The 22,732-nt window shown below is 58.4% G+C and carries 23 protein-coding genes and 1 pseudogene; 6 read left to right on the top strand and 18 right to left on the bottom strand.

The features are described 5' to 3' along the window. Positions 1-353 precede the first annotated feature (353 nt). Positions 354-2,366, top strand: coding sequence for a helix-turn-helix domain-containing protein (locus H522_RS0114990; RefSeq protein ID WP_026962947.1), 2,013 nt, complete (start codon positions 354-356; stop codon positions 2,364-2,366). 12 nt (positions 2,367-2,378) lie between these two features. On the opposite strand, the gene H522_RS0114995 is transcribed toward H522_RS0114990, so the two are convergent. From H522_RS0114995 to H522_RS0115030, 9 genes are all read right to left on the bottom strand, one after another. Then, positions 2,379-3,602: an FAD-dependent monooxygenase gene (locus H522_RS0114995; protein WP_026962948.1), complete on the bottom strand. Its 1,224-nt coding sequence runs from the start codon at positions 3,600-3,602 to the stop codon at positions 2,379-2,381. A 299-nt stretch (positions 3,603-3,901) separates the two neighbouring features. Further along, complete coding sequence (locus tag H522_RS0115000; RefSeq protein ID WP_026962949.1) at positions 3,902-4,996, bottom strand: cupin domain-containing protein; 1,095 nt, start codon at positions 4,994-4,996, stop codon at positions 3,902-3,904. Positions 4,997-5,017: 21 nt separating this feature from the next. Next, positions 5,018-6,655, bottom strand: coding sequence for a class I adenylate-forming enzyme family protein (locus tag H522_RS0115005; RefSeq protein ID WP_162143518.1), 1,638 nt, complete (start codon positions 6,653-6,655; stop codon positions 5,018-5,020). Beyond that, positions 6,630-7,811 carry an acetyl-CoA C-acetyltransferase gene (locus tag H522_RS0115010; RefSeq protein WP_026962951.1) on the bottom strand — a complete coding sequence of 394 codons (1,182 nt, stop codon included), beginning with the start codon at positions 7,809-7,811 and terminating at the stop codon, positions 6,630-6,632. Before H522_RS0115010 ends, H522_RS0115005 begins: the two co-directional genes overlap by 26 nt. 57 nt (positions 7,812-7,868) lie before the next feature. Continuing rightward, on the bottom strand, positions 7,869-8,696 hold the full coding sequence (locus tag H522_RS0115015; protein WP_026962952.1) for a fumarylacetoacetate hydrolase family protein: 828 nt from the start codon (positions 8,694-8,696) through the stop codon (positions 7,869-7,871). Positions 8,697-8,820: 124 nt separating this feature from the next. Continuing rightward, positions 8,821-9,597 carry an enoyl-CoA hydratase/isomerase family protein gene (locus tag H522_RS0115020; protein WP_051344340.1) on the bottom strand — a complete coding sequence of 259 codons (777 nt, stop codon included), beginning with the start codon at positions 9,595-9,597 and terminating at the stop codon, positions 8,821-8,823. 162 nt (positions 9,598-9,759) lie between these two features. Then, positions 9,760-10,044, bottom strand: coding sequence for an acyl-CoA thioesterase (locus tag H522_RS22565; RefSeq protein WP_425387027.1), 285 nt, complete (start codon positions 10,042-10,044; stop codon positions 9,760-9,762). Continuing rightward, a complete protein-coding gene (locus H522_RS22180; RefSeq protein WP_245578141.1) occupies positions 9,966-10,190 on the bottom strand; it encodes a hypothetical protein in 225 nt (74 codons plus the stop codon). Before H522_RS22180 ends, H522_RS22565 begins: the two co-directional genes overlap by 79 nt. A 147-nt stretch (positions 10,191-10,337) precedes the next feature. Then, on the bottom strand, positions 10,338-10,853 hold the full coding sequence (locus tag H522_RS0115030; protein ID WP_026962955.1) for a hypothetical protein: 516 nt from the start codon (positions 10,851-10,853) through the stop codon (positions 10,338-10,340). A 254-nt stretch (positions 10,854-11,107) separates the two neighbouring features. On the opposite strand from H522_RS0115030, the gene H522_RS0115035 reads away from it, so the two are divergent. After that, the gene (locus H522_RS0115035) at positions 11,108-12,157 is read left to right on the top strand and encodes an XdhC family protein (RefSeq protein WP_026962956.1); all 1,050 of its coding nucleotides are present in this window, start codon (positions 11,108-11,110) and stop codon (positions 12,155-12,157) included. Positions 12,158-12,159: 2 nt separating this feature from the next. Here the strand turns inward: H522_RS0115035 and H522_RS22350 are convergent, their stop codons facing one another. The 8 genes from H522_RS22350 to H522_RS0115070 all read right to left on the bottom strand — a co-directional run bounded on the left by H522_RS22350 (position 12,160) and on the right by H522_RS0115070 (position 19,590). Further along, positions 12,160-12,471 carry a VWA domain-containing protein gene (locus tag H522_RS22350; RefSeq protein ID WP_342664410.1) on the bottom strand — a complete coding sequence of 104 codons (312 nt, stop codon included), beginning with the start codon at positions 12,469-12,471 and terminating at the stop codon, positions 12,160-12,162. After that, a complete protein-coding gene (locus H522_RS22355) occupies positions 12,383-13,294 on the bottom strand; it encodes a VWA domain-containing protein (RefSeq protein WP_281173104.1) in 912 nt (303 codons plus the stop codon). The genes H522_RS22350 and H522_RS22355 overlap by 89 nt, the downstream gene beginning before the upstream one ends. Next, entirely contained in the window at positions 13,282-14,142 is an 861-nt protein-coding gene (locus H522_RS0115045; RefSeq protein ID WP_026962957.1) for an AAA family ATPase, read from the bottom strand. Before H522_RS0115045 ends, H522_RS22355 begins: the two co-directional genes overlap by 13 nt. A 25-nt stretch (positions 14,143-14,167) precedes the next feature. Continuing rightward, the gene (locus tag H522_RS0115050; protein WP_026962958.1) at positions 14,168-14,656 is read right to left on the bottom strand and encodes an SRPBCC family protein; all 489 of its coding nucleotides are present in this window, start codon (positions 14,654-14,656) and stop codon (positions 14,168-14,170) included. A 127-nt stretch (positions 14,657-14,783) separates the two neighbouring features. Beyond that, entirely contained in the window at positions 14,784-15,767 is a 984-nt protein-coding gene (locus H522_RS0115055) for an XdhC family protein (protein WP_245578142.1), read from the bottom strand. Between the two features lie 94 nt (positions 15,768-15,861). After that, positions 15,862-18,213 (bottom strand): aerobic carbon-monoxide dehydrogenase large subunit, encoded by a 2,352-nt coding sequence (locus H522_RS0115060; RefSeq protein WP_026962960.1) that lies wholly within the window; start codon positions 18,211-18,213, stop codon positions 15,862-15,864. Then, positions 18,194-18,709: a (2Fe-2S)-binding protein gene (locus tag H522_RS0115065; RefSeq protein ID WP_026962961.1), complete on the bottom strand. Its 516-nt coding sequence runs from the start codon at positions 18,707-18,709 to the stop codon at positions 18,194-18,196. The genes H522_RS0115060 and H522_RS0115065 overlap by 20 nt, the downstream gene beginning before the upstream one ends. Beyond that, complete coding sequence (locus H522_RS0115070) at positions 18,706-19,590, bottom strand: FAD binding domain-containing protein (protein WP_026962962.1); 885 nt, start codon at positions 19,588-19,590, stop codon at positions 18,706-18,708. Before H522_RS0115070 ends, H522_RS0115065 begins: the two co-directional genes overlap by 4 nt. Positions 19,591-19,819: 229 nt before the next feature. Here H522_RS0115070 and H522_RS0115075 point away from each other — a divergent pair, with 229 nt between their 5' ends. From H522_RS0115075 to H522_RS22570, 3 genes and pseudogenes are all read left to right on the top strand, one after another. Then, positions 19,820-20,992 carry a GAF domain-containing sensor histidine kinase gene (locus H522_RS0115075; protein ID WP_026962963.1) on the top strand — a complete coding sequence of 391 codons (1,173 nt, stop codon included), beginning with the start codon at positions 19,820-19,822 and terminating at the stop codon, positions 20,990-20,992. Between the two features lie 78 nt (positions 20,993-21,070). Then, on the top strand, positions 21,071-21,703 hold the full coding sequence (locus H522_RS0115080; RefSeq protein ID WP_026962964.1) for a response regulator: 633 nt from the start codon (positions 21,071-21,073) through the stop codon (positions 21,701-21,703). Between the two features lie 39 nt (positions 21,704-21,742). Then, positions 21,743-21,931 (top strand): annotated as a pseudogene (locus H522_RS22570) (4-vinyl reductase); the annotation flags it as partial. Between the two features lie 56 nt (positions 21,932-21,987). Here the strand turns inward: H522_RS22570 and H522_RS22190 are convergent. Further along, positions 21,988-22,335 (bottom strand): hypothetical protein, encoded by a 348-nt coding sequence (locus H522_RS22190; RefSeq protein ID WP_245578143.1) that lies wholly within the window; start codon positions 22,333-22,335, stop codon positions 21,988-21,990. Between the two features lie 110 nt (positions 22,336-22,445). On the opposite strand from H522_RS22190, the gene H522_RS19785 reads away from it, so the two are divergent. Then, the coding region (locus tag H522_RS19785; RefSeq protein ID WP_035454323.1) for a hypothetical protein at positions 22,446-22,732 on the top strand (287 nt) is incomplete at its 3' end.

Raw genomic sequence — 22,732 nt, forward strand, 5'->3', positions numbered from 1 at the left:
TATCTGATCCATTCGGGCATAGACCCTGCACATGAGCTTGGCTGGCCTCCACCCTTTCGATAGGCCGTACGAAGGACTGCTTGGGGCACAGACCCTGTGAGACATGAGAGGGTAAACCACGAAAGTGTTTGGTGGAGATCCGAGGTGCGTACCAAAATCTAGAAGGCGGTGCTACACCGTCTGGTTTGGTACACCCTCAAACGGGTCCGCCCACTCACATCACACATTTTGCGGTCTGGGTACGCAAGGAGTCAAATGCGAAATCGTGCGATTGAGTGAGAAAAACGAAGAAAAACCTACTTTCCCTGAGAGAGGATTGCACGCAGCGCCAGACCAAAAGGGGAGGGCTGACCATGGACGATCCGCACGTCGACCGAAACCTCTATCCTCTGCGTGGAAGAGAGCGCTTGCATCTGAACCTGCGCACAGTCGCTCGCGACCTCGCTCAGGCGCAGTCTCAGTCCCAGTTCATCACGACCCTCTTGAACACCATCAACCGCATCTTTCAAAGTGATGTGGCCATTGTCTACTTAATGGATACAGACACGGATACCCTGCGACCGCACGTTGCCGAACGCGCTGTCGATGGCGCTCGGTACATTCGTGACATTCCACTCTCCGGCTGCAGCCCGCGCGTCCTGCAGGCACCGTATCACTGGCCTTCGGCGGAAGTAGATCCAATTGTACACCGTTGCCAGTTTCATCATCACTTGTCTGAGCTCGGCTTCGCCACGTGGTTCTCACTGCCCATCCGTCGCAAGGACACAGTGCTCGGACTGATTGCCGTGGGCTATCGCCACTACGAGTACCTGGTGGAAGACGTCGTGCAAATTCTGTGGGAGTTCGCCCAGGATGTGGCACAGGCGCTAGTCCCCCATCTGCCGAACCATCTGCAGCGCCAACTGGCCGATGCCGGTTCTGAATCTGAGGTGCCTACAATCTATGAGCAGCGGCGTATGCGCCGCCTGCTTACCAACCACTATCAGTTGACAAACTCTCTCTGGACGGATGACAATCTGTCGGCCATCGCCAAGGTTCTCTCACAGATCCTGCGGCAACCGGTGACCGTGATGGATCGCTACCTGGGCGTACTCTGCAGCGAGCCTGCCGACGTGCAGTGGCGAACCCCGCTGGCTAAGGCGAGACAGTGGATCCGCGAGCACCAGCTGCTCTCGCCGTTCAATCACCCGTTTCCGGTGCGGACCGACCGAATCGGCGAGGACACATTCGTCTTCGCTCCGATTCAGATGGGCGACTCACCGCTCGGCTGTGTCCTGGTCTGGGAGCGCTTGGGCAAACTGGACGATCTCGACGTGATTGCCCTGCAGCAGGCCAGCACGGTATTAGCGGTCCACTTTTACAGGCGGGGCTTGCACATCGAACGCCGCGGCAGTGGCTTTCAGGAACTGTTCAATCTGCTCCTCGACACCCCGCACGCATGGGGACCACAACAGGTTCACGAGGCCCGGGGTCTAGGCTGGGAGCTGGACTCTCCGCAGCAGATCCTGGTCGCCCGCTTCGCCCCGGCTGATACAGTGGTCGACAACGGAATGGCGTCTACCATGGCAGCAGCTCCATTGGCATCGCTTGCGTCCACTGCCCAGGCCAACTCGTCTTCGACGGTGTCACCGCGCGACAACCGAGACGCGTCCCTCGCGCCCGGCGAATCCGCACACGGTTCGATACTCCATGACATCTCTGAGCTCTTGGGCCCACTGCGCCTACGGCTGGCCGCGGAATACCCACAGGTACTGATGGCCCGTCGCCAGAACGTCCTCGTCTTCCTGCTGCCCGCCTCGACCATGCCGACTGAGGAGGACAAGAAGCGCTTTCTGCACTCGGTGCAGTCGCTGGCAGAGGCCTCGCCGCCATTGGAGACCGGTACTGAGGATGCGCACGAGCCGTACAAAGCGCAATTGTACTTCGGCCTCAGCGGGGTCTGCCATTCCGCCGGGCAGCTGGTGGAAGGGTACCAAGAAGCGCTGACAGCCTGTCTTTTGGCGCCGCTCTTGGCCCCCGCAAGCCACTGCTTGCGGACCGCAGAGATTCCGGTCTACCTGATGCTGCGACCGCTTGCCCAAACCCCGGCGGTGCGGACGTTCGTCAGCCAGCGTCTGGCCCCCATTCGTCAGTACGACGTGGAGCATCAGGCGGAGTTCTTGAAAACGCTGCGCGTCTATCTGGCGCACAATGGCAACATCTCCGATACTGCTGCGGATTTGTTCATCCACCGCACCACCCTACAGTACCGGCTGCGACGGATTGAACAGCTGTTGGGCCACAACCTCGAATCGGCACAGACTCGATTTGAACTGCAATTAGCCCTAGTCCTGGACCACCTGTGTTCGCTGCCTGAGACAAGGTAGCGGACCGTCACCTCAGTACTTGGTCGCCAAACTCGGCCCTGCCTTTGGTCCGTAGGGGCCTTCGTCCAACCAACGGCCCGCCTTTGGAAAGATGGGGGCCACTGCCGCAGCCAGGCGCCGCTGCACGTTGATGGTAAACGTTCTCCCCTGGATGTGGTGCAGAGCGATACCTGCGGCGTCCCGGTTGTACTGTGCCGCCGCGCGCCGCTCGCGCGCAAATCCTTCGACTGCCGCTCGCGCCGCCTGTACGTCGCTGGTATTCAGCGCGGTGTGAATCGCCTCTGCGGCGGCGACGGCGTCGGCGATGCCAGAATTCATCCCGCGCGCACCGAACGGGGCGAACAAGTGCGCCGCTTCCCCGACCAACAGGACACGTCGCTTATCGTCACAAAACGCCTGTGCCACCACCTGCAGGAACTGATATGCCGACACCCAGGTGACGCGGTCCGCATATTTGGCGTCCATCACCCTCGGCAGCCATCGGCGGACCTGTTCCATCCCGTTGTAATCGTCCACATTGTCCGTTTCAAACAACTGCAAGTCGACTCTCCAGCCACCTGCGAAGGGGACGAACAATACGTTGCGTCCCTCCATCGCCGGGTGTTGATAGTGGAAGACGCGCTCCAGCGGCAACGGGTTATGCTCGTCTTCTTTGACATCGACGACGATGAACGTGTTCGGTGAGCGGGTTCCCTCCATCTGCACCCCAATCTGTTTGCGCACCACTGAGCGCGCGCCATCCGCGCCAATGACGTACGGTGCAATCCACTGCTGACCCGACTCGGTTTTTAAGGTGACGCCCTCATCCTTCACCCGCACCTCGCGGACCGGAGCATTCCAGACAAACTCCACACCGGCATCGAGACAGGCCTGGTAGAGAAAGTGCTCCGCCCGCACCTGGGGTAAGCTGGTAAACGGTGGGATGGTGTTCGGCTTCGGCGGTGCATAGCGGCGCACGTAAACCTCGCGCCCGCGCCAAAACGTGCGTTTGATGGGCCAGACGACGCCCTCCGCGGCCAGTGTCATGGCCAGTCCGGGACGGATACTGTCGAGCAGCTTCAAGGAGGCCTTGTGAATGAAGATGGCGCGACTGCCGGGGCGGATCCGGTCTTTGGGTTCTGCCTCGAGCACGGTCACCTCCAACCCGTGGTGGCGCAGCGCCAGAGCGGCGGTCATTCCGACCGGTCCGGCCCCGACCACCAAGACGGGGGCGTCTTGGGAGTGTGTGTGCGGCATACCAGGTGCCTCCTTCCAAGATACCTTGAAAATCATGTGAATTCTATCTCACCAAAACTTTGTGTCATCACAATTTCCTCCCCTTCGTGGTAGACTCCTGTCGCAGCGCCGTACGGCTTCATGCACAAGTGGCCTGCCTAGACCTGAACGACCTCGACCTCCGGATGTGGTTGACGATACCCTTCTTCATCAACTTCAGCGGAGCGGTCTCCTTCAACCCGAACGAAACCAAAAAGACCAGGAACGGTCCGCCCGCCGCCATCCAGAACGGCGCCGTTGGACTAACGTAATCCACTGGGTCAGAGAAGCGGGGTGAACACCTCGCGGACCGGCTGCTGCCCGTCGTTTTCGAGGTACGGCTCGCTTCGCTCCAGCTCCAGAAGTTCCATCAAGGGCCCGTCGTTGATCGAGAACAGTACTGCATCCTCAGATCCGGTATTGACGTGCTCGTGCCATGCCCAAGGCGGGATAGTGAAGAAATCGCCCTTCTCCCAGTCGAGGCGCAAACCGTCGACGACCGTGTAGCCAGAACCCTCGACCACGTGGTACACGGCGCTGCTGAGGTGGCGGTGGGCCTTCGTATGCATGCCCGGCGTCAACGTCTGCGTGACTGCGCCGATGCGTGGATCGGCCGACTGGCCGTTGGCTGGATTTAGGTACTCCACCGCGTAACCGTCGTACGGGTTGGGGGAGAGAGCCTTCAGGCTCTGCATTGCCGCCTCGGTGTGCCGCCACTGGTAGACGGTCAACGGCGACGGGTAACCGTGATGGCGGTCTCCGAGTGGGCGCAGCATGCCATTGCCATAGCGTTTCACCGAGTAGTTGTCCGGCAGCGTCAGCGGCTGACGCTTGTCAGCGTACGGTTCAAAGAAGGAGGCGTTGATCAACTGGATGAACGGGGAATCCAGGCCATCCATCCAGATCATCGGCTCGGTTCCCTCGTGGCCATGGTCATGCCAGGTCCAGGCCGGGGTGAGGATGTAGTCTCCGCGTTCCATGTAGATTTTCTCGCCCTCGACCGCAGTGTAGGCGCCTTCGCCTTCGATGATAAAGCGCACGGCCGACTGCGAGTGGCGGTGAGAGGGGGCAATTTCGCCTGGCAGCAGCAGTTGGATGCCGACATACAGAGTCTGTGTCGCGGCGGCCTGCTGCCCTTTCGCCTTCAACCCTGGGTTCTCGAGGAAGATGACCCGCCGCTCGCCCCCACGCTCGGGCGTGATGAGTTCACCGGATCGCATCACCCGTTCACGAATGACGGGCCATTTCCAAAGGTAGGGCTGCACCGCCGTATCGGGTTGCGGAGTGATGATCTCGTGAATCACGTCCCACAGTGGCCCGAGATGGTAATTGCGTACCTCCTCATGAAATTGTAGTAACTCTTCGCCCCATTCCATACGTCCCACTCCCTCGCGTGCTTACGCCTGTTTTTTGTAGACAGGCGGGTGTTTTTTGCGCATCCTCTTGGCCAGCTCTAGCTTGTAGATCTTGCCGCTGCTGTTGAGCGGCAGGCTGTCGAGGAGCTCTACGATGTCCGGCACCTTGTAGTCAGCCAGGTGCTGACGGCAAAACTCGCGGATCTCCTCGGGCGTCAGGGTGTACCCGGACTTGGCCGTCACGCAGGCGCAGGAACGCTCGCCGAGCACCGGATCCGGTACACCGACGACCGCCGCCTCCTGTACGGATGGATACTGATACAGGAGCTCCTCCACCTCGCGCGGGTAGATCTTCAGCCCACCGCGGTTGATCATCTCTTTGATCCGGCCGACGATGGTCACGTACCCCTGGTCGTCGATGGTCGCCAGGTCTCCTGTGTGAAACCACCCATCCGCATCGATGGCAGCCTGAGTCGCTTCTTCGTTCTTGTAATATCCGAGCATCAAGCCGGGCGTCTTGCAGACCAGTTCACCGACCTCGCCGCTTGGCAGGATGCGACCCATTTCATCCACCACGCGCAGGCTCACCCCGGGCAGCGCCCGCCCCACGGTGGCGTATACCCAGGCCTCGTTCTCAAAATGCGAGGCGGTCAGCGCCGGCGAGGCTTCCGTCATCCCGTAGGAGAGGATGGGGTTCAAGCCGAGCTCGGAGCAAATCCGTTGCACAATTTCGTACGGACATGGGGTGGCAGCGACGATGCCCGTGCGCAGCGAAGACAGGTCATACCGGCTGCGGTTCGGATCGTTCAGTTCGAGTACGAACATCGTCGACACACCGTGGTGCACTGTCACCCGCTCGCGCTCGACGACTTGGAACACAGCCTCCGATTGAAAACGATCCATCAGGACCATGGTCGATTGGGTCGCTACGGTCATGATGGTGACGGCCAGACCGAACACGTGACAGACCGGCACCACGATGAGCACGACATCGCGCTCACTGTTCTCGAGTGCGGCGTTCAACGCATCCCCGGAGAACAGCAGATTGGCATGGGTCAACATCGCCCCCTTTGGAGTGCCGGTGGTGCCGGAGGTGTAGACGATGGCCGCCACGTCGCTCGCCTGTACCTGTTGAGTGATAGCGGTTTCACTATGTCGCCCCTTTTCCAGTACAGCAGTGAACGTCAATCTTGTGGACGGCGGCGCCCCCGCCGGGCCGACCGTGACGATGTGCTCCAGCGTCGGGTGAGCTGCTTGACAACGCTGGAAGATCTCGTAGTGCGAGACGCCTCCCGGCTGTTCGCCAACGACCGCGGTGCGGGCATCCGAATTGCCGACGACAAACTCGATTTCATGTTGGCGCAAACGCGGGTTGACAGGCACCAGCACGAACCCTGCGTAGGCGCAGGCAAACAGCGTCACCGCGTACTCCGGCCAGTTGGGCAGACAGGCAATCAGCTTGTCAACTGAGCGCAACCCGAGCGCCGTTAAGCCGTTGGCCAGGTCCACCACCTGCTGCAGAAACTCGGCATAGGTCAGCCGTACACCATTCTCCGCCTGAACGATGGCGGTCTTCTGTGGATGGATCTGGGCGGCCTCAGCCAGGATCTGAAAGATAGTCCGTTGTCCCACTCCCTGGCCCGAGACAGCCACGTCAGATGGATTCCCAGATGGTCGCAATCCCCTGACCTCCCCCGATACACAGTGAGGCGACCCCATACTGTTTCCCGCGGCGCTTGAGCTCCATCAGCAGGGTCAAGATCAAACGCATTCCGCTGGCCCCCAGCGGGTGGCCGAGGGCAATGGCGCCGCCGTTGACGTTGGTAATGTCCAGACTACAATCCAGTTCCCGTTGACAGCCCAAAACCTGTGCCGCGAACGCCTCGTTAATCTCAATCAGGTCCATCTGCCCGAGACTCATGCCCGCCCGCTCTAGCGCCTGACGAATGGCGGCCACTGGACCAAGTCCCATCAGGCTCGGCTCCACTCCCGCGATACCCCACGCGACCAAACGGCCTATCGGCTGCAGGTCGTGCCGCTCGGCGTAGCGAGAGGAGACCAAAACCCCCACCGCCGCACCGTCACTGAGCGCGCTGGCATTCCCCGCTGTGACCACTCCATCCGCGAGAAATCGCGGCGGCAGTTTCGCCAGTGTCTCCGGTGTCGTCGGCCGCGGCACCTCGTCTCGGTCGACCTGTAATGTCCCCTTCTTGTCGCGCACCTCGACAGGGACAATCTCCTCTGTGAAGTACCCAGCCTCCATCGCGCGTAGCGCTCGTGTGTGACTAGTTGCGGCAAAGGCGTCAATCTCGTCGCGCGCGATGGCGTATTTCTTGGCGATGTTCTCCGCCGTCCCCGCCATCGTGAAGCCACAGTAAGAGTCCATCAGCGCCTCCCACAGAACGTCCTCCAGTTTGCCGCCCCCCAGCCCGATGCCGGTGCGCGCGCCGCGGATGACAAACGGCACCTGGCTCATGTTCTCCGTGCCGCCGACCAGGGCCACCTCCGACTCGCCGTAGGCGATGGACAAGGCGGCCGTGACCACCGACTGCATCCCAGAACCGCAGACACGGTTGATGGTGATGGCCGGGCACTCGATGCGCGTACCGGCCTTGAGACCGATGTGCCGGGCCGTCAAAATGCCTTCCGGTGAACTGGACTGGTGGACGTTGCCCATCACCACGTTGTCGACTTCCTCTGCCGCCACCCGCGCCCGTCGCAGTGCCTCACGGCTGGCGATAACCGCCAAGTCGACCGCAGGCGTATCCTTGAGCCCACCATTGAATCGCCCGAACGGGGTGCGCGCGGCGCCCACCAGCAAGAAATCGCAGCTCATTCGTCTCCCTCCCCCTGTTCATTGGGTTTTCTCACCCAAATCCGGTGTCTGCGAAGCTCACCCCTTCATCGCCACATCGACCGTAAACTCGCCGATCCGCTCGATCCAAAGCCTCACCTGGTCGCCGGACTGAATCGGCCCCACCCCCTCCGGTGCTCCGGTGGTGACGATGTCGCCTGGATACAGCGTCATCACACTCGAGGCAAGAGCCAACAGCTCGTAGCAGTCGGCAATCATTTCCCGGGTGTTGGCCGACTGGCGCAGCTCGTCGTTGACCCACAGACGAATGTCCAAGGCGTGTGGGTCCTCCACCTCGTCCGCCGTCACCAGCCACGGACCGATGGGGGTGAAGGTGTCGTATGACTTGCGCATCGGCCGCTCTTCCGGGCCCCGCACGGTGATGTCCATCAGCCCGAGGTAACCGAAGATGTAGTCCGCCGCCTGCTCTGCCGGTACGTCCTTGGCCATCCGTCCGACCACAAACGCCAACTCCGCCTCGTGATCCGTTCGTCGATCCGAAAACGGCAGGCGGATGGTAGCCCCGGGCCCGATGATGGATGAAGGAGCTTTCAAGAACACCCCCAGTCGCCGCACCGTCAACTCCTGATTCATCTCCTGTTTGTGCGAGATGTAATTGACCGGAGCGGCCACAATCTTCGATGGCGTAGGCACAGGAGGCCGCAGCGCCGTCTCCGCCAGCCGATAGCGTGGAGCCGCCGGCAGCGCCTCGGCGATGGCTGCCCGCACGGCCCCGAAGTCGCTTATCAGACGCGTGAGCGAGCACTGAGGCTGCTCGCGGTCCCAACCGACTGCGGATCCGACATCGTAGATGATGTCTCCTTCCACCACCCCCAAACGGCTGTCGGCAAAGATGGCGATCTTCATGGGACACCCCTCTCAATCCACTCGGTGGATTCGGAATTCATTTCGGATCGACAATGAACCAAGCGCACTTAGAAACCAAGCGCACTCAATGTTAAGCTGTGAACGAGGCGGTCGACATAGCACCTTACCTGCCGACGAACACCGGCTTTCGCTTCTCAGCAAAGGCGGCAATCCCTTCGCGTCCGTCCGCGCTCGCGAAAGCGGTCAGAAACGCCTCGTTCTCCAGCATCAACCCCTCGTCCAACGGGCCGTCCAGGGCTGCATGGATGGCCCGCTTCGCCTCCGCCAGGGCAACCGCCGGACGGCGCATCAGTTCATTCGCCAGTTCGCGCGCCTTCTCGCGCAGCACCTCGGCGGCACAGACCTCGCACAGCAACCCCAGTTCCTTCGCCTGGGCCGCATCCAGGGAACGACCGAGCATAATGATTTCCTTCGCCCGCGCCTCGCCTATCAAACGCGTCAGCCGCTGCGTGCCGCCGCCGCCGGGGATGATACCGAGGGTGAGCTCCGGCAGCGCAAACACCGCATGCTCTGAGGCGATGCGAAAGTCGCAGGCCAGCGCCAATTCAAACCCCGCCCCGTAGGCGATGCCGCCGACCGCCGCAATCACCGGTTTGCGTACACTCTCCAAGCGCCGCAGCGCACTCCCGGAGACACGGTTGAAGGCCGCCATCTCCTCACGGCCGAAGGTCAGCACCTCCTTGATGTCAATCCCGGCTACGAACGCCTTGCTGCCGGCCGCCGTTATGACAATAACGCGCACCCCGTCGTCCTCCTCGGCCGTCACCAAGTGGTTGTGGAGTGCGACAAAGGCGGACAGGTTCAAGGCGTTGACCGGTGGATTGTCGATCTCAATCCACGCCACGCCTTCATAAACAGAATAAATTAAAATTTCTGTCATATATGGCTCCTCCATGAGGTACGTGGCCGCTTTCTCCCCGCCGTCGACGGGGCGGGGCCGGCGGGAATGGCCAGCGACTCTATCTTTTGTGGTTACAAGTATAGATTATTTCCTTGGAACTGATGAATCCGTAAATTCGAGTAAGTCAAACTCGCCACTTCCTCAGATGTGAGGAATGTCAGGTGCGCTATGCTTCAATCGGTTCCAGCCGTCACCGCACTGTACCTTGTGATCAATTCGGATGGATCTCGTCTTCACTTCGGCGATGGCCGAGGTGATAGTGAGCGGATCGTCGTGATACAGTGGGGCCCTGAAATCGCTGTGTACGCTCAGAATGGGCAGGATGATTCCCTCATCCATCAAAGCCTTCAGGGACAGGCCGAGTGTCTGAAAGAGTTCGTGCGTCGCCTTGTCGAACCAACGGAAGTAATTCGGATAATAGACGATGCCTGCCGCGTCAGTCTCTCCCCAAAGGAGTGAGAGCGGCCGTCGTAGAGTCCGGCGCAGTCCAGGACGCCGCTGGCCTCATCTGGTGGAGTCAGGGCCTTCGCCCGCTCGCGCAGCGCCTGAGTAAACGCGAGCAGTTCGTCCACGCTCTCCCCCTTTAACCGGAGCGGCGCGCAAATAGGTCTGCATGAGTCATCCCCTTCCTCAATGAGCCAAACACGTTTGTCAAAAGATTAGTCCCCCGCTGCAGGCTTCAGGCGACCGCCTCCCGCAGGGGGGTATCACAGGAAACATTATGCCTCAAACTTGCTCTTCTCGCCTGACGCTAACTGCACGTCCTTCTTCTCCCCGACAAATCCCGCACGAGCTGCGCTCCACCACGCACCGATAACCCCAGCCGTCATGCCGCCCATCTCGCCACCCATGATGACGTTGAAAATGGACATGAGCTCCATCGCATTGGACATATGATGCATATACAAGACCCATCCAGCGGCGGCCGCTCCAGCCCCCACTGTGGCCCCAACGACTCCCCCCACCATGGCCCCCATTAATGACCACATAGCTCCATGCTGCTTGTGGATCTTTACAATGTCCAGCGGGAACGCCGTATGGCATACTACGTTCTCTATGTCCTTCGATCCGACCCGAAATCCGATATAACTGCCAAATAGCGCACCGACGCCGGCGAGTACGCAGGCGAGCAGCCCGGATGTGCCTACAAGAAAGTCGAGAATACTACCAGTGAGCGCTCCGGCTACGCTGCCCCAGGCACAGCCCCATCCAGTTGTCCGATAAAACCGGTCCATATCTAATTCACCTTCCGCCTATTACGAGTTTTTGATGAGTTCCATCGTCAAGCTTTGGTATGAGAGTCCTTGAGTGACTTTCGTCTGAATATCCATTTAAGAACAGGCAACAACCGGTCAGGTACTAAGAATCACCCATTTGGGCATGCAACGCACCTATCTTATCGTTGCACGTCAATTATATAATCGAGAATACAGAGAATTTTATTAAGCATGTCGAATTCACCTCCAAAGAAACCAAGGAGTGACAAACTGTGTCGAGGATCGATGAAGCGCGTGACGTGTTTTCCCGGATTGAACAGGCCTGGTCGGATGGGGAACGAACGGCCTTGTTGACGATTACCCAAGTGAAAGGGTCCGCGTATCGCCTTCCTGGTGCCAAAATGATGATGACGGAAAAGGGAAAGATGCTCGGCACACTCAGTGGCGGTTGCCTGGAATCCGACCTGTATGGATGGGCGGAAAAGGTCATGGAAGCGGGCGAACCCCGGCTCGTCAATTACGATCTCAGTGAAAACGAATTATGGTCTCTCGGAATTGGCTGTAAAGGAACACTTGAAGTCGCCATCTTTCCCATTCACCCTGAAGACCTATTTTGGCAAGCGGTTCGGGAATCCGTCTCCCAAGACCATGCCATCTCATTAGCCATCGAATTGCCGACCGGTGCTCGCGCCGCGTTTGACGGGACAAGTCCGATTTCCGGCGATATTGACAAGCTGCCCGAAGCCGTCGTACAGCAATTGACAAGCCGTGTCTGGAGCCGCACGCGAGCGGAAGTCGCCGTTGTTGACGGCCGTCGCTTTTACATCGACACGATGCGGCCGAACGAACGGCTCATCCTGTGCGGTGCAGGCCACGACGCCGTTCCCGTCTCGGCACTCGCCGCCAAGTGTGGCTTTCGCGTGACCGTCCTTGACCCCCGTAAAGAGTTCAATGGGGTTAAGCGCTTTCCTACAGCCGAACACCTGGTTGTCGAACCCGACCAAGCCGATCCCGCACAACTCACGGATAGCTGGTGGCTAATCATGAACCACCTGCAAATGCGTGACGAGGCCGCTCTGCGCCTTGCCTTGCAAGCGCAGCCCAAGTTCATCGGCGTGCTCGGCCCCTTATCGCGAACGCTCGAGATGCTGGACCATATTGGCGCCAACATGGACAGCGGACCGATTCACGCCCCGGTCGGACTGGACGTGGGCGCGGAAACGATTGACGAAGTTGCGGTTTCCATCGTGTCCGAATTGCTCGCGGCCCGCTCGGCGCGGACTGGAGGACCGCTCCACGGAAGAGATAGCATTCACCATTGAGCTTAGGATGCTGCGACTCGCAGCGCCCCGCTCAATACTGCCTTTCTCCACGTTGCCACATCGTGTACATCGACGAACGCATCAATGTAAGGCAAGGCCATCGACATGCCGACCGAAGTTGGTTCATAACCGGGTTCGCCGAGCAATGGATTCAACCAAACCACTCGGCCAACCCGGGCAGCTAAGTCGCGCATGGAGGTGTGCATTTGCTCCGGATGGCCGGCGTCAAATCCATCCGACATGATGATGACGCATGTATGCCGCTGCAGTAGACTGGGATACCGGCGAAGAATCTGCTCCAGTGCACTGCCAATGCGGGTACCCCCCCCGCAACCCCGGCAACTCGGCGTGCGTGATGCCCGTAACCCCTTTGCGCGCGATGAGAGACGTCACGCGTAACAAGCGTGTTGAAAAAAGGAAGAGTTGCGTGCGCGCACGGGTCCGTGTGAATGACCAAGCGAGTGAAGTGATAAACGGCGCATACGGCTTCATGGACCCGGATATGTCGATGACCAGGACAATGCGCGGCTTGTCTGGGCGGTGTCGACGCATCTTCAGCACGAACGGTTCCCCAGCATACCGCATAGCGTGACGCATGGTTTGGCGCAGGTCAATTTTCGCTCTGCCTCTTGGTCTCCACTTGCGCCCGCGCGGTGCATCCATGGTACGCACCGCCAAACGGGTCAGCTGAACGACGTCCTTCAACACCTGTTCATCCGCGCGTAACGCATAGCGTTCGCCATCGTTAGGATGATACCCGGCGAGAAAGCCTTGCACAGTGTCAACAGGAGGACGCTCTGCCTGACCACCGCCACTGCCACCTTCGCGGTCCACCAAATCATCCGGCTGCAGGCGGCGCTTTTCCTCCAATTGCACTCCTCGACCACAAAAGTATCGCTCGAACAAACTCGGAAAGATGCCCCACTCCGCGGGTGTTTGCGAGTAGATTGAGCGAAAGGCGCTGCAGACCTCCTCCATACGGGTTAGGTCCAATTCTGCCAAAGCAGAAATGGCGGTCAACGTTTCCGGAATCCCTGCTCGAAATCCATGCTTTCTCAGCCAAGGTGCAAAATCCGTCACCTGCCGCACGATGTCGCCCGTCAAGCGGCCGACCTCGTCCGCTGTCAGGCGTTCCATAACACGTCGAGTCCCCTCTCCCGTACGAAGTTCAAGTCCTCCTCTGTCTTCAATAAACAACCGAGAGTGAGTCGGACCACTTCTTCGTCCAACTCACACGCCCCCAACTCATGAAGCGCTTGTGCAAAATCGATGGATTCTGCCAACCCGGGAGGCTTAAGAAGCGACAACTTACGCAGTCGTCGCATGCCACGTGCGATTTGTTTCGCGAGTTCAGAAGCTATCCGCGGCACATGCAGCGAAATAATTGCCGCCTCTTGTTCAGGGGACGGGTAATCAACCCATACGTAAAGACAGCGGCGCCGCAGGGCGTCTGACAAGTCCCGCGTGCGATTGGACGTCAACATCACAATCGGTGGTTCTTCGGCGCGAAAAGTTCCCATCTCGGGAATGGTAATTTGGAATTCTGAGAGAAACTCCAAAAGCAACGCCTCGAATTCCTCGTCGGCACGATCTACTTCGTCAATCAATAGCACAGGCGCCGGTCTTTCGCGCAACGCGCGCAAAAGTGGACGTTCAATGAGGAACGGCTCACTGTACAGCGCCGCCTGATTCACGGCACCATCAGTGAACGCCGTGCGCGCCGTCAACAGTTGTTTTGGATAATCCCAATCGTATAACGCCTGACTCGCATCTAAGCCTTCATAGCACTGCAACCGCACCAGGTTCACTGAACGAATGGTGGCAACCGCTTTAGCCAGCGCTGTTTTTCCTACACCCGCAGGCCCTTCCAACAACAGAGGACGGGCCAGCCGCTGTGCCAGATGCAGTACAGTAGCCAACCCTTCCTCAACGACATAGTGAGCGCGATGCAGCTCCTCCTGCAGTCGGCGCACCTGTTCGTTCATCCGGACATCCTCCACTTTACGTCGTTCAACCTTGGTCCACTGTCTTATCGGTTGCAGCGACCTCTTCGTCTGGCAAAGCCAACAAGGCATTCTTCAGGTTCGTAAATACCTTCTCCGTGATCTTCCGCGCTTCTCCGTCAATCAAACGCCCGCCTAGACTTGCGATGGGCCCACTGATTACCACGTCGCACCGCCATTTCAAGAGGGTCCCTCCATCGACGTCGCTCAGTTCCATTTGCGCCTTCATATCGACCCCGCTGCCCATTCCACCGCCGCGAATCGACAGAGCGGCCGCCTTGCCCGGTTCAGTTACGGTCAGTTCGCTGGTGAGATCGAACTTGCCGCGCACCGGTCCCACTCCAACCTTCACAAGAGTGCGAAAGCGGGTCTCACTCTCTACGTTCAATTCAATCAAATCGGGAATGCAGGTGCCCATTTTGTGCGGGTCTGTGACGAACGCCCAAATTTTCTCCCGCGGCTGCTCAATCGTAAATTCTCCTTCGTACGTACGCATTGTCTTGCCTCCTCTGTTGTTCACAGCAAGTTTCCGAAACACGCGTTCAGGCGCCAACCTACGGCGGGAGACACTGTTCCCTGTTCCTTATAATGCAAGTGCACGTCCAGATCCGTGTGGGCGCTTATCAAGCATGACTTTGCAAGTACTTTTCTGGATTGCGCGCGAAGCGATCCCGGCAGCCAGAGCAGCAAAACCCATAGATGGTCCCGTCCAGTTCAAGACGGTGCGGAGTCTTCGCCAAGTCTACGGTCATGCCGCAGACCGGATCAATCACTTCTTGATGAACTGCGACATGGCTGCAGTGAGTGGCCGAATCGCCAGAATCCGGAGTCCCTACATCGGACTGGCCTGGCCAGGATGCATTCGAGCCCCGGCGTCGGCGCTCTACGATTTGCGCCAGGATACTAAGGGCTATCTCATTTGGCCCCACGGCGCCGATATCGAAACCTGCAGGCGCCGTAACAAAGTTGATAAATTCGCTTGACGCGCCCGCTTCCTCCAGTTCAGCGCGCACGGTCGTCCAGCGCTTCGGGCTCGTGACGAGACCAAGATAACGGAGCGGCAGAGAAGCGACGGCCAACAGTCCATCGACGTCGTATAAGCCCATCGTTGCAACCACACCGTATGCGGTTGCAGTTGTATTGACGTGCAGTTGATTGCGCAGTTTCACGACCGGATCGTCCGCAGAGCCGGTGTGCATCAACTCTTCCAAAGAGACCCTGCACGGCTTTAGTGAAAATCGGGGTGCTAATTCCGCCAGGGCATGCGCAATGGGGGAATCCCCTACGAGCACCAATGGTGGATCCACATTTTTTGGTTCCAAGAACAGTTCGACCGTTCCTTCGGATGCGCACGTCATCGGCAGAACGGTGACGCCTTCCGTCACGTCCGCCGGCGGCTGCGAGGTCACCAGCAGGAGCTTACTCTCCCCACTGGTCAGGCACTTCTTCGCTTGGTCAATAACCAGATCCCGTGTACACTGACCACCGACGAAACCTTTCATCTCCCCATCCGCCGTGACAATCGCCTTGTCGCCAACCGTCGCTGAACTCGGGCGCACACGGCGAACTACTGTCACCATGACATACGGTTCCGAGCGTTCGTCCAAGTCCCTTGCAGTTTCCCAAAGATTATCCATCCGTGAGCCCCGGCGACTTCAAGGCCATCGGGGCTTCCCTCCTCAATTCAGGTTGGCTACCGACTTACTCGGTGATACCGTGCTCTCTCAAGATGTTCCATACCTTCCATGGGAAAATCGGCATATCGATGTGCTCCACACCAAGCGGCGACAGTGCGTCTACTACCGCGTTGACAAACGCCGCAGGAGAGCCGACATTCGGCGACTCACCAACGCCCTTTGCGCCGATTGGATGGTGTGGTGACGGCGTAACCGTCCGATCCGTTTCCCAATGCGGAGTGTCTGCCGACGTGGGAACCAGGTAATCCATCAAGTTCGGCGCCAGACAGTTGCCATCCGCGTCATACGGAATGTCTTGCATAAAGGCAATCGCAAACCCTTCGGTCAGCCCTCCGTGCACCTGTCCCTCGACAACCATGGGATTAATCACGTTGCCGCAATCATCGACGGCCAAGAAACGACGCACTTTGACAGCACCCGTTCCCTTGTCGATATCCACCACCGCGATGTACGCCCCGTTAGGGAAGGTGAGATTCGGCGGATTGTAGTAGTAAGTCGCCTCCAATCCCGGTTCCATGCCCTCAGGCACGTTTGTGTAGGCGGCAAACGCCACGTCCTTCATCGATACTGTTCTACCTGGCAAGCCCTTGGCGGAGAAGGCGATGCCGTCCCACACCACGTCATCTTCACCGACCTCCAGCAGATGAGCAGCAATTTTGCGCGCCTTCTCACGAATCCTGCGCGCGCAGAGTGCTGCCGCACCGCCAGCCGTCGGTGTGGAGCGGCTGGCGTACGTGCCCAACCCATAGGGGGCCGTGTCGGTATCGCCTTCCTCAATCAACACGTCATCCGCACTGAGTCCAAGTTCTTCAGCGATGATCTGGGCAAAGGTCGTTTCGTGTCCCTGACCCTGGTGCCGTACCCCAAGCCGCGCAATCACTTTACCGGTCGGATGGAAGCGAATCTGCGCGCTATCGAACATCTTGATGCCGACGATGTCGAACTGATGAGCGGGGCCAGCACCGACTACCTCTGTGAAGGTCGAGATACCAATCCCCATCAATTCTCCACGCGCCCGCTTTTCCGCCTGTTCTTTGCGCAACTGTTCATATCCGATGCGTTCCAGCGCGAGTTTTAGCGTCTTTTCATAGTCCCCGCTGTCGTAGACCCATCCGGTTGGCGAGTGATACGGGAACTGCTCCTTGCGAATGAAGTTTTTCAGACGCAATTCGGCCGGGTCCATCTTGAGCCGCTGGGCCAAGATGTTCATGACTCGTTCGATGAGATACGATGCCTCTGTGACACGGAAGGAACAGCGATAGGCTACACCGCCCGGAGCCTTGTTTGTATATACGCCGTCCACCTCGACGAACGCAGCCTTGAAATCATACGACCCAGTCACAATGCTGAACAACCCAGCCGGGAATTTGGACGGATCGGCAGCCGCATCAAACGCACCGTGATCGGCAACCGTCTTTACACGCAGGGCGAGCACCTTGCCGTCCTCACGCGCCGCAATCTCCGCAGTCATGTGGTAGTCGCGAGCGAAATGGGTACTGGCGATGTTTTCGGTGCGAGTTTCAATCCACTTTACAGGGACCCCCAATTTCAAGGATGCAACCGTCGCAATCACGTAACCAGGGTACACCGGGACCTTGTTCCCAAAACCTCCACCGACATCGGGTGAAATGACGTGAATTTGATGTTCTGGAAGCCCGGACACCATCGCCAGTACGGTCCGGTGGACATGCGGCGCCTGCGAAGTGACATATAGCGTTAACTTATTCCGGGCCGGATCCCAGTCCGACACGCACCCACAGGGTTCGAGCGGCGCAGGGTGAACGCGCGGAAAGCGCACATTCTGCTTGACGATGACCGGCGCGTCGCGGAACAGCGCTTCCGTTTCCTCTCTGTCCCCTGCCTCCCAGTGGAAGATGTGGTTCGACTTTTTCTCTTTGTCTTCGCGAAGAATCGGAGCGTCCGGCGCAAGCGCCTGGAACGGATCCGCCACGACCGGCAAGGGTTCGTAATCGACTTCAATCAGTTGCGCCGCGTCCTCTGCTTGAGCGCGGGTCTCCGCCACGACTGCGGCGACTTCCTGGTACTGAAACAAGACCTTACCCGTAGCCATTACCATCTGTTGGTCTCCTGCCAGCGTCGGCATCCAAGCGAGGTTCATCTCGGCCAAGTCCTCTCCTGTGAGGACCAACTTGACCCCCGGTGCTGCGAGTGCCGCAGACGTATCAATCCGGCGAATGCGCGCGTGCGCGTACGGACTGCGCACGATGCAGAGATAGAGCATATTCGGCAACATCACGTCATCCACGTAACGGCCCTTGCCGCGAATCAGCCGCGGGTCCTCCTTGCGACTAATCGGTTTGCCCATGGGCCGTAACTCAGTCTGTGGAAGTGCCACTGGCTGCCGCCTCCTCTATTGCTTCTTGGTTTTCATCCGCCATCTTGCGAGCAGCATTTTGAACGGCTTTCACGATATTCACGTATCCAGTGCAGCGACAGATATTACCTGAAAGCGCCTCGCGAATTTCTTCCTCGGTCGGCGTTGGATTGTCCTGCAACAACCCGTAGGCCGCCATCAGCATGCCAGGCGTGCAGTAGCCGCACTGCAACGCATGTTCCTCCCAGAACGCGCTCTGCAACGGGTGCAGCTGACCGTCTTTCTCAAGCCCTTCAACGGTCATGACCTCGTGGCCGTCCGCCTGCACAGCCAAAACGGTGCACGACTTAACGGGTTTTCCATCTAACAGCACCGTGCAAGCACCGCAACTGGTCGTATCACAACCGATATGCGTGCCTGTCTGCTGCAGTTGCTCGCGTAGGAAATAGGCCAACAGCGTACGCGGTTCAACGTCCGCTTCGTGCAGGCGTCCGTTGACCTTTACTCGGATGTTCATTGAACCCCCACCCTCCCATGCAACTCTTCCGCGATTTCGCGAAGTGCGCGTACGGCGAAAACACGCAAGAGGTCGCGCTTGTAGGCTGCACTACCGCGCAGGTCATCTGCGGGATCGGCGTCTTCCGGCACCAGCCTTGACACGGTCGCAATCGTCTCCTCCGTCAGAGGTTGTCCGATGAGCGCCACCTCCGCCTTGGTTGCCCGCAGAGGAATCGGGCCGCAAGCGCCGATTCCGATTCCGCCCTCAGAAACGCGTCCATCACTGCCGAGCACGACTTGCACAGCCAGCGAGGCGATGGCGAAATCACCAGCCCTGCGCTCAAGCTTCATGTAACGGGCGGCGACTGGTCCGCCTGGCGTCGGGACCTGCACCGCGACGGCGAGTTCATTTTCATTCATAGATGTCGCAAACGTGTCCAAAAAGAACTCGTCAATGGGAATCAGTCGTCCTCCCTCCGGCCCCTGGACTTCCACCTCGGCACGGAGCGCAATCATCGCAGCTCCCCAATCCGAGCCTGGATCCGCGTGAACGAGTGAGCCGCAAACGGTTCCGCGGTTGCGAATCGGCGGATCTGCAATCCAGCGGGCGGTACGGGACAGAAGCGGATATTTGTCGCAGAGTTCCGATGCACGTTCCAATTCGGCATGGCGTACCAAAGCGCCGATTCGCAGTTTTCCGTCCACCTCGCGCCAGCCTTTCAAATCATCGATGTCGTTCACATCGATGAGCACAGCCGGAGCTGCGATGCGAAGTTTCATCATCGGCAACAGGCTTTGGCCACCCGCCAACACCTTGCTGTCGTAACCGTATTCAGTCATGAGACGGATTGCCTCGTCGACGGATGTCGGCGCTTCATACTTGAACGCGTTAGGAAACACCATGAGACCTCCTTTGTCGAGCGAAGTGAGGTTACCCGAGATTGGTCCAACTGCTATACCGACGCCTCTTGCTTGAATACGGTTTCAAAAACCAGATAAAAATTATTTTTTGTATTCTTTGTTCTCGGGTTTATTATAAAATAGCCAGTAGACACTCAATACACCCAATCGGGTGTTTTTCGATACCTGGTCATCCCTTTACCATCCTCGAAAGGACGGGAAACAGCGGATGAGCCGAGCCACGACGAATCAAGCTGAAGTCTTGCGAATTTTGTCGGAAGCGCTGGAACGCCTACAGCCATGGATGGAGGAAGGCCTTGAACCGCTGCTGCAGGCTGTGGTCGATCACGCCCGTACATTGGTAAACGCCGCGTTCGCCGGGATCATTATCACGGAACCAAAGGACCCGTTCACCATCCGGTACTTTAAAGTTTCCGGTTGGGACACAATGCCCATGGAGCTTCCGAAGGGACATGGAATGTATTTTATACCCGCCAAAACCGGTGACTCGCTGCACGTCGAATCCATCTCCGGACACCCACTGTCTGTCGGAATGCCCAAAGGCCATCCACCCGTCGAAGCATTGTTGACTATCCCACTGAAATACCATGGACAGGCGATTGGTTGCATCTTTTTCGGCAAGCCACCGAAGACAAGTCCGTTTACCAAAACCGACGAAGACATGATGAACGGGTTTGCTTCCCTATGTTCCATCTTCATCTCATGGTGTGACCAACAGAACGAAAACTGTTTCCGCATTCTCACGGAAGAACGCCGGCGAATTGCGGAAGAATTACACGATTCGCTGTCGCAAACCCTGTTTGCAGTGGCACGCGAGATTGACCGTCTGGAACGGTTGACGGTCGAAGAGCACAGTGAGCTGCAGGCACGCACCACCCGGTTACGTGAATTGACGGAACAGTGCCAATCGGAACTACGGGCCATTTTGTTTCGCCTCATGGACGATGAGGCACGACCAAACGCCACCGCCTTGACTCATCTCGTCCAAGAATTCGAACGGATCAGCGGGATTTCTACAAAGCTCATCACGCACGGCAATTTCGGTCGACTGAGCCTCCCCATCCGCCAAACCATGCTCAAGGTCGTCGCAGAATCCCTGACCAACATCTTCCGCCACGCAAACAGCCCAGTCGCAATTGTTCACCTGCTTGTAGAGACAGATGAAGCAACCCTCACTGTGCAGGACGCGGGTATTGGCATTTCAGGCGAAGCCCTGCGCCTCATCACCCACCCAACCGGGCATTTTGGACTGCATTCGATGGCGCGTTCTGTCGCCATTCTCAACGGGCAGCTAGACATCTTTCGCAATGAGGACGGAGGGACGACCGTGCGTTGTACGTTTCCCATCCGCTATGACTCGACGTCAGAGGCAAAAATATGAAATGACCCCCGACTCCGTCCGTTGCATCCTGATTCGACACCGCAGTTGAGTCGACGATACGCAAGGAGGGGGTCATCCGTGACAGAGCGCATCGTCATCGTAGACGACCATGAGCTCGTTCGCATTGGCTTACAGACGCTGCTCAACGAGCACGGGTTGGATTTGGTTGGACAAGCAAGCACCGGAGCGGAAGGACTCGAGCTCATTCAATCTCTGCAACCAGATCTCGCCCTGATTGACGTGCGGCTGCCAGACATGAGCGGCATCGAGCTGTGTAAGTCGGTGCGGGAGACAAACACCTCCACGCGCCTCGCCATCCTCACCTCGTCGATGGACAAGAATGTCGTGCACGCCTGTCTTCAGACAGGGGTTCAGGGCTATCTGTTGAAGGATATGCCTGGAGAGGAGTTATTCAAGTCCATCCGGAGTATTTTGGACGGAAAATCCGTCCTCGATCCGACCGTGACAGAGTACGTCCTCCACTGGATTGAATCACCGAAAGAAGGTGAATCCGGCAAAGATGCGCTCGACTTGCGGGACGTGGAGATTTTGCGTCTCATGGCCCAAGGGCGCACCAATCAAGAAATCGGCAAGCACCTGTATTTATCGGAAAACACCGTCACGTCCATAATCAATGAGATTTATCGCCGGCTCGGCGTCAAAAGCCGCGTACAAGCCGTGATGGAAGCTCACCTGCGCGGACTTCTATGAACTGGGTGTATGGGAAAGTAGTTCATCCACGGTACCGGACTGTGTCGTTCAGCGGAGTGCACGCTCACGGATTCGCGGGAGGCTCAGCATCACATTACCCGCTATGGTGCCTACGTAGGGCCGACATGCAGTTTTCTGGCGGGCTGGCTCAGTGCGATTCTGTCGGAGTGGACGAACGGGACGGTCATCTTTCGGGAGATGGAGTGCTTCGGGAAGGGGGATTCGTGTTGCCGCCTGATTGGTCGATCCGTCCACCTCTGGGGGCAAGAGGTCAATCGGGAGCTCTACCTTCTCTTTGAGGAAGAAAATCTGTCAGTGGAACTTGAGCGGGTCAACCGAACGGTCAGTATGATCTCGAAGCTATGGCGGACGAAATGCGACGGACCACCTGGCTTGGGGAACACCTGGACTCTCACGTGGCGCAGAAACTGGCGGATCGAGCGTTTCGCGCTGTGGAACGAGTGACTTTTGGAAAGGCCAAAACCGTTCGGTTTAAGGGCCAGCGTGGCCTTCACAGCCTCGAAGGGAAGACCAATGCTGCGTGCATCCGCTGGCGGGACGACCGCGTGCTGTGGAATGGTCTTGAACTCCCGATGGTCAAAGGTGCGGATCGCGATCCGGCGATCCAACATGGGTTAGCTTCCCATAGTATCAAACTGCATTATCCCAAACGTGCATTTGCGAGAAAAGGCACAAGAAACGGTTATCCGAGCGGGTCCACGAGTGTGAATGTGGCGTGGTGATGCAACGGGACCTGTTCAGTGCGTATCTCGCAAAGCACGTGGAGAACGAACGCCTGCAAGTGGCTGAGGCGAAAGCGTCTTGGCAAGGTGCGGAACCGCTCCTGCGGACGGCTTGGCAACAGGCGGTAAACCAACCTGCGAGTGGAGGGCGTGTGCCTTTCTCCTTCGGAACCTTCCGGAGTCAGAGTGGGTCGTCCGAGAAAGAAAGTCTGCCTGAGCATGAGGCGCAGGATGTTGTAGCAGCGGTGAAAACCGATGCGAGAGCCTGCGAGAGTGCAAGGGTATA

It is taken from the genome of Alicyclobacillus herbarius DSM 13609 (assembly GCF_000430585.1).
GTDB classification, from domain to species: Bacteria; Bacillota; Bacilli; order Alicyclobacillales; family Alicyclobacillaceae; genus Alicyclobacillus_G; species Alicyclobacillus_G herbarius.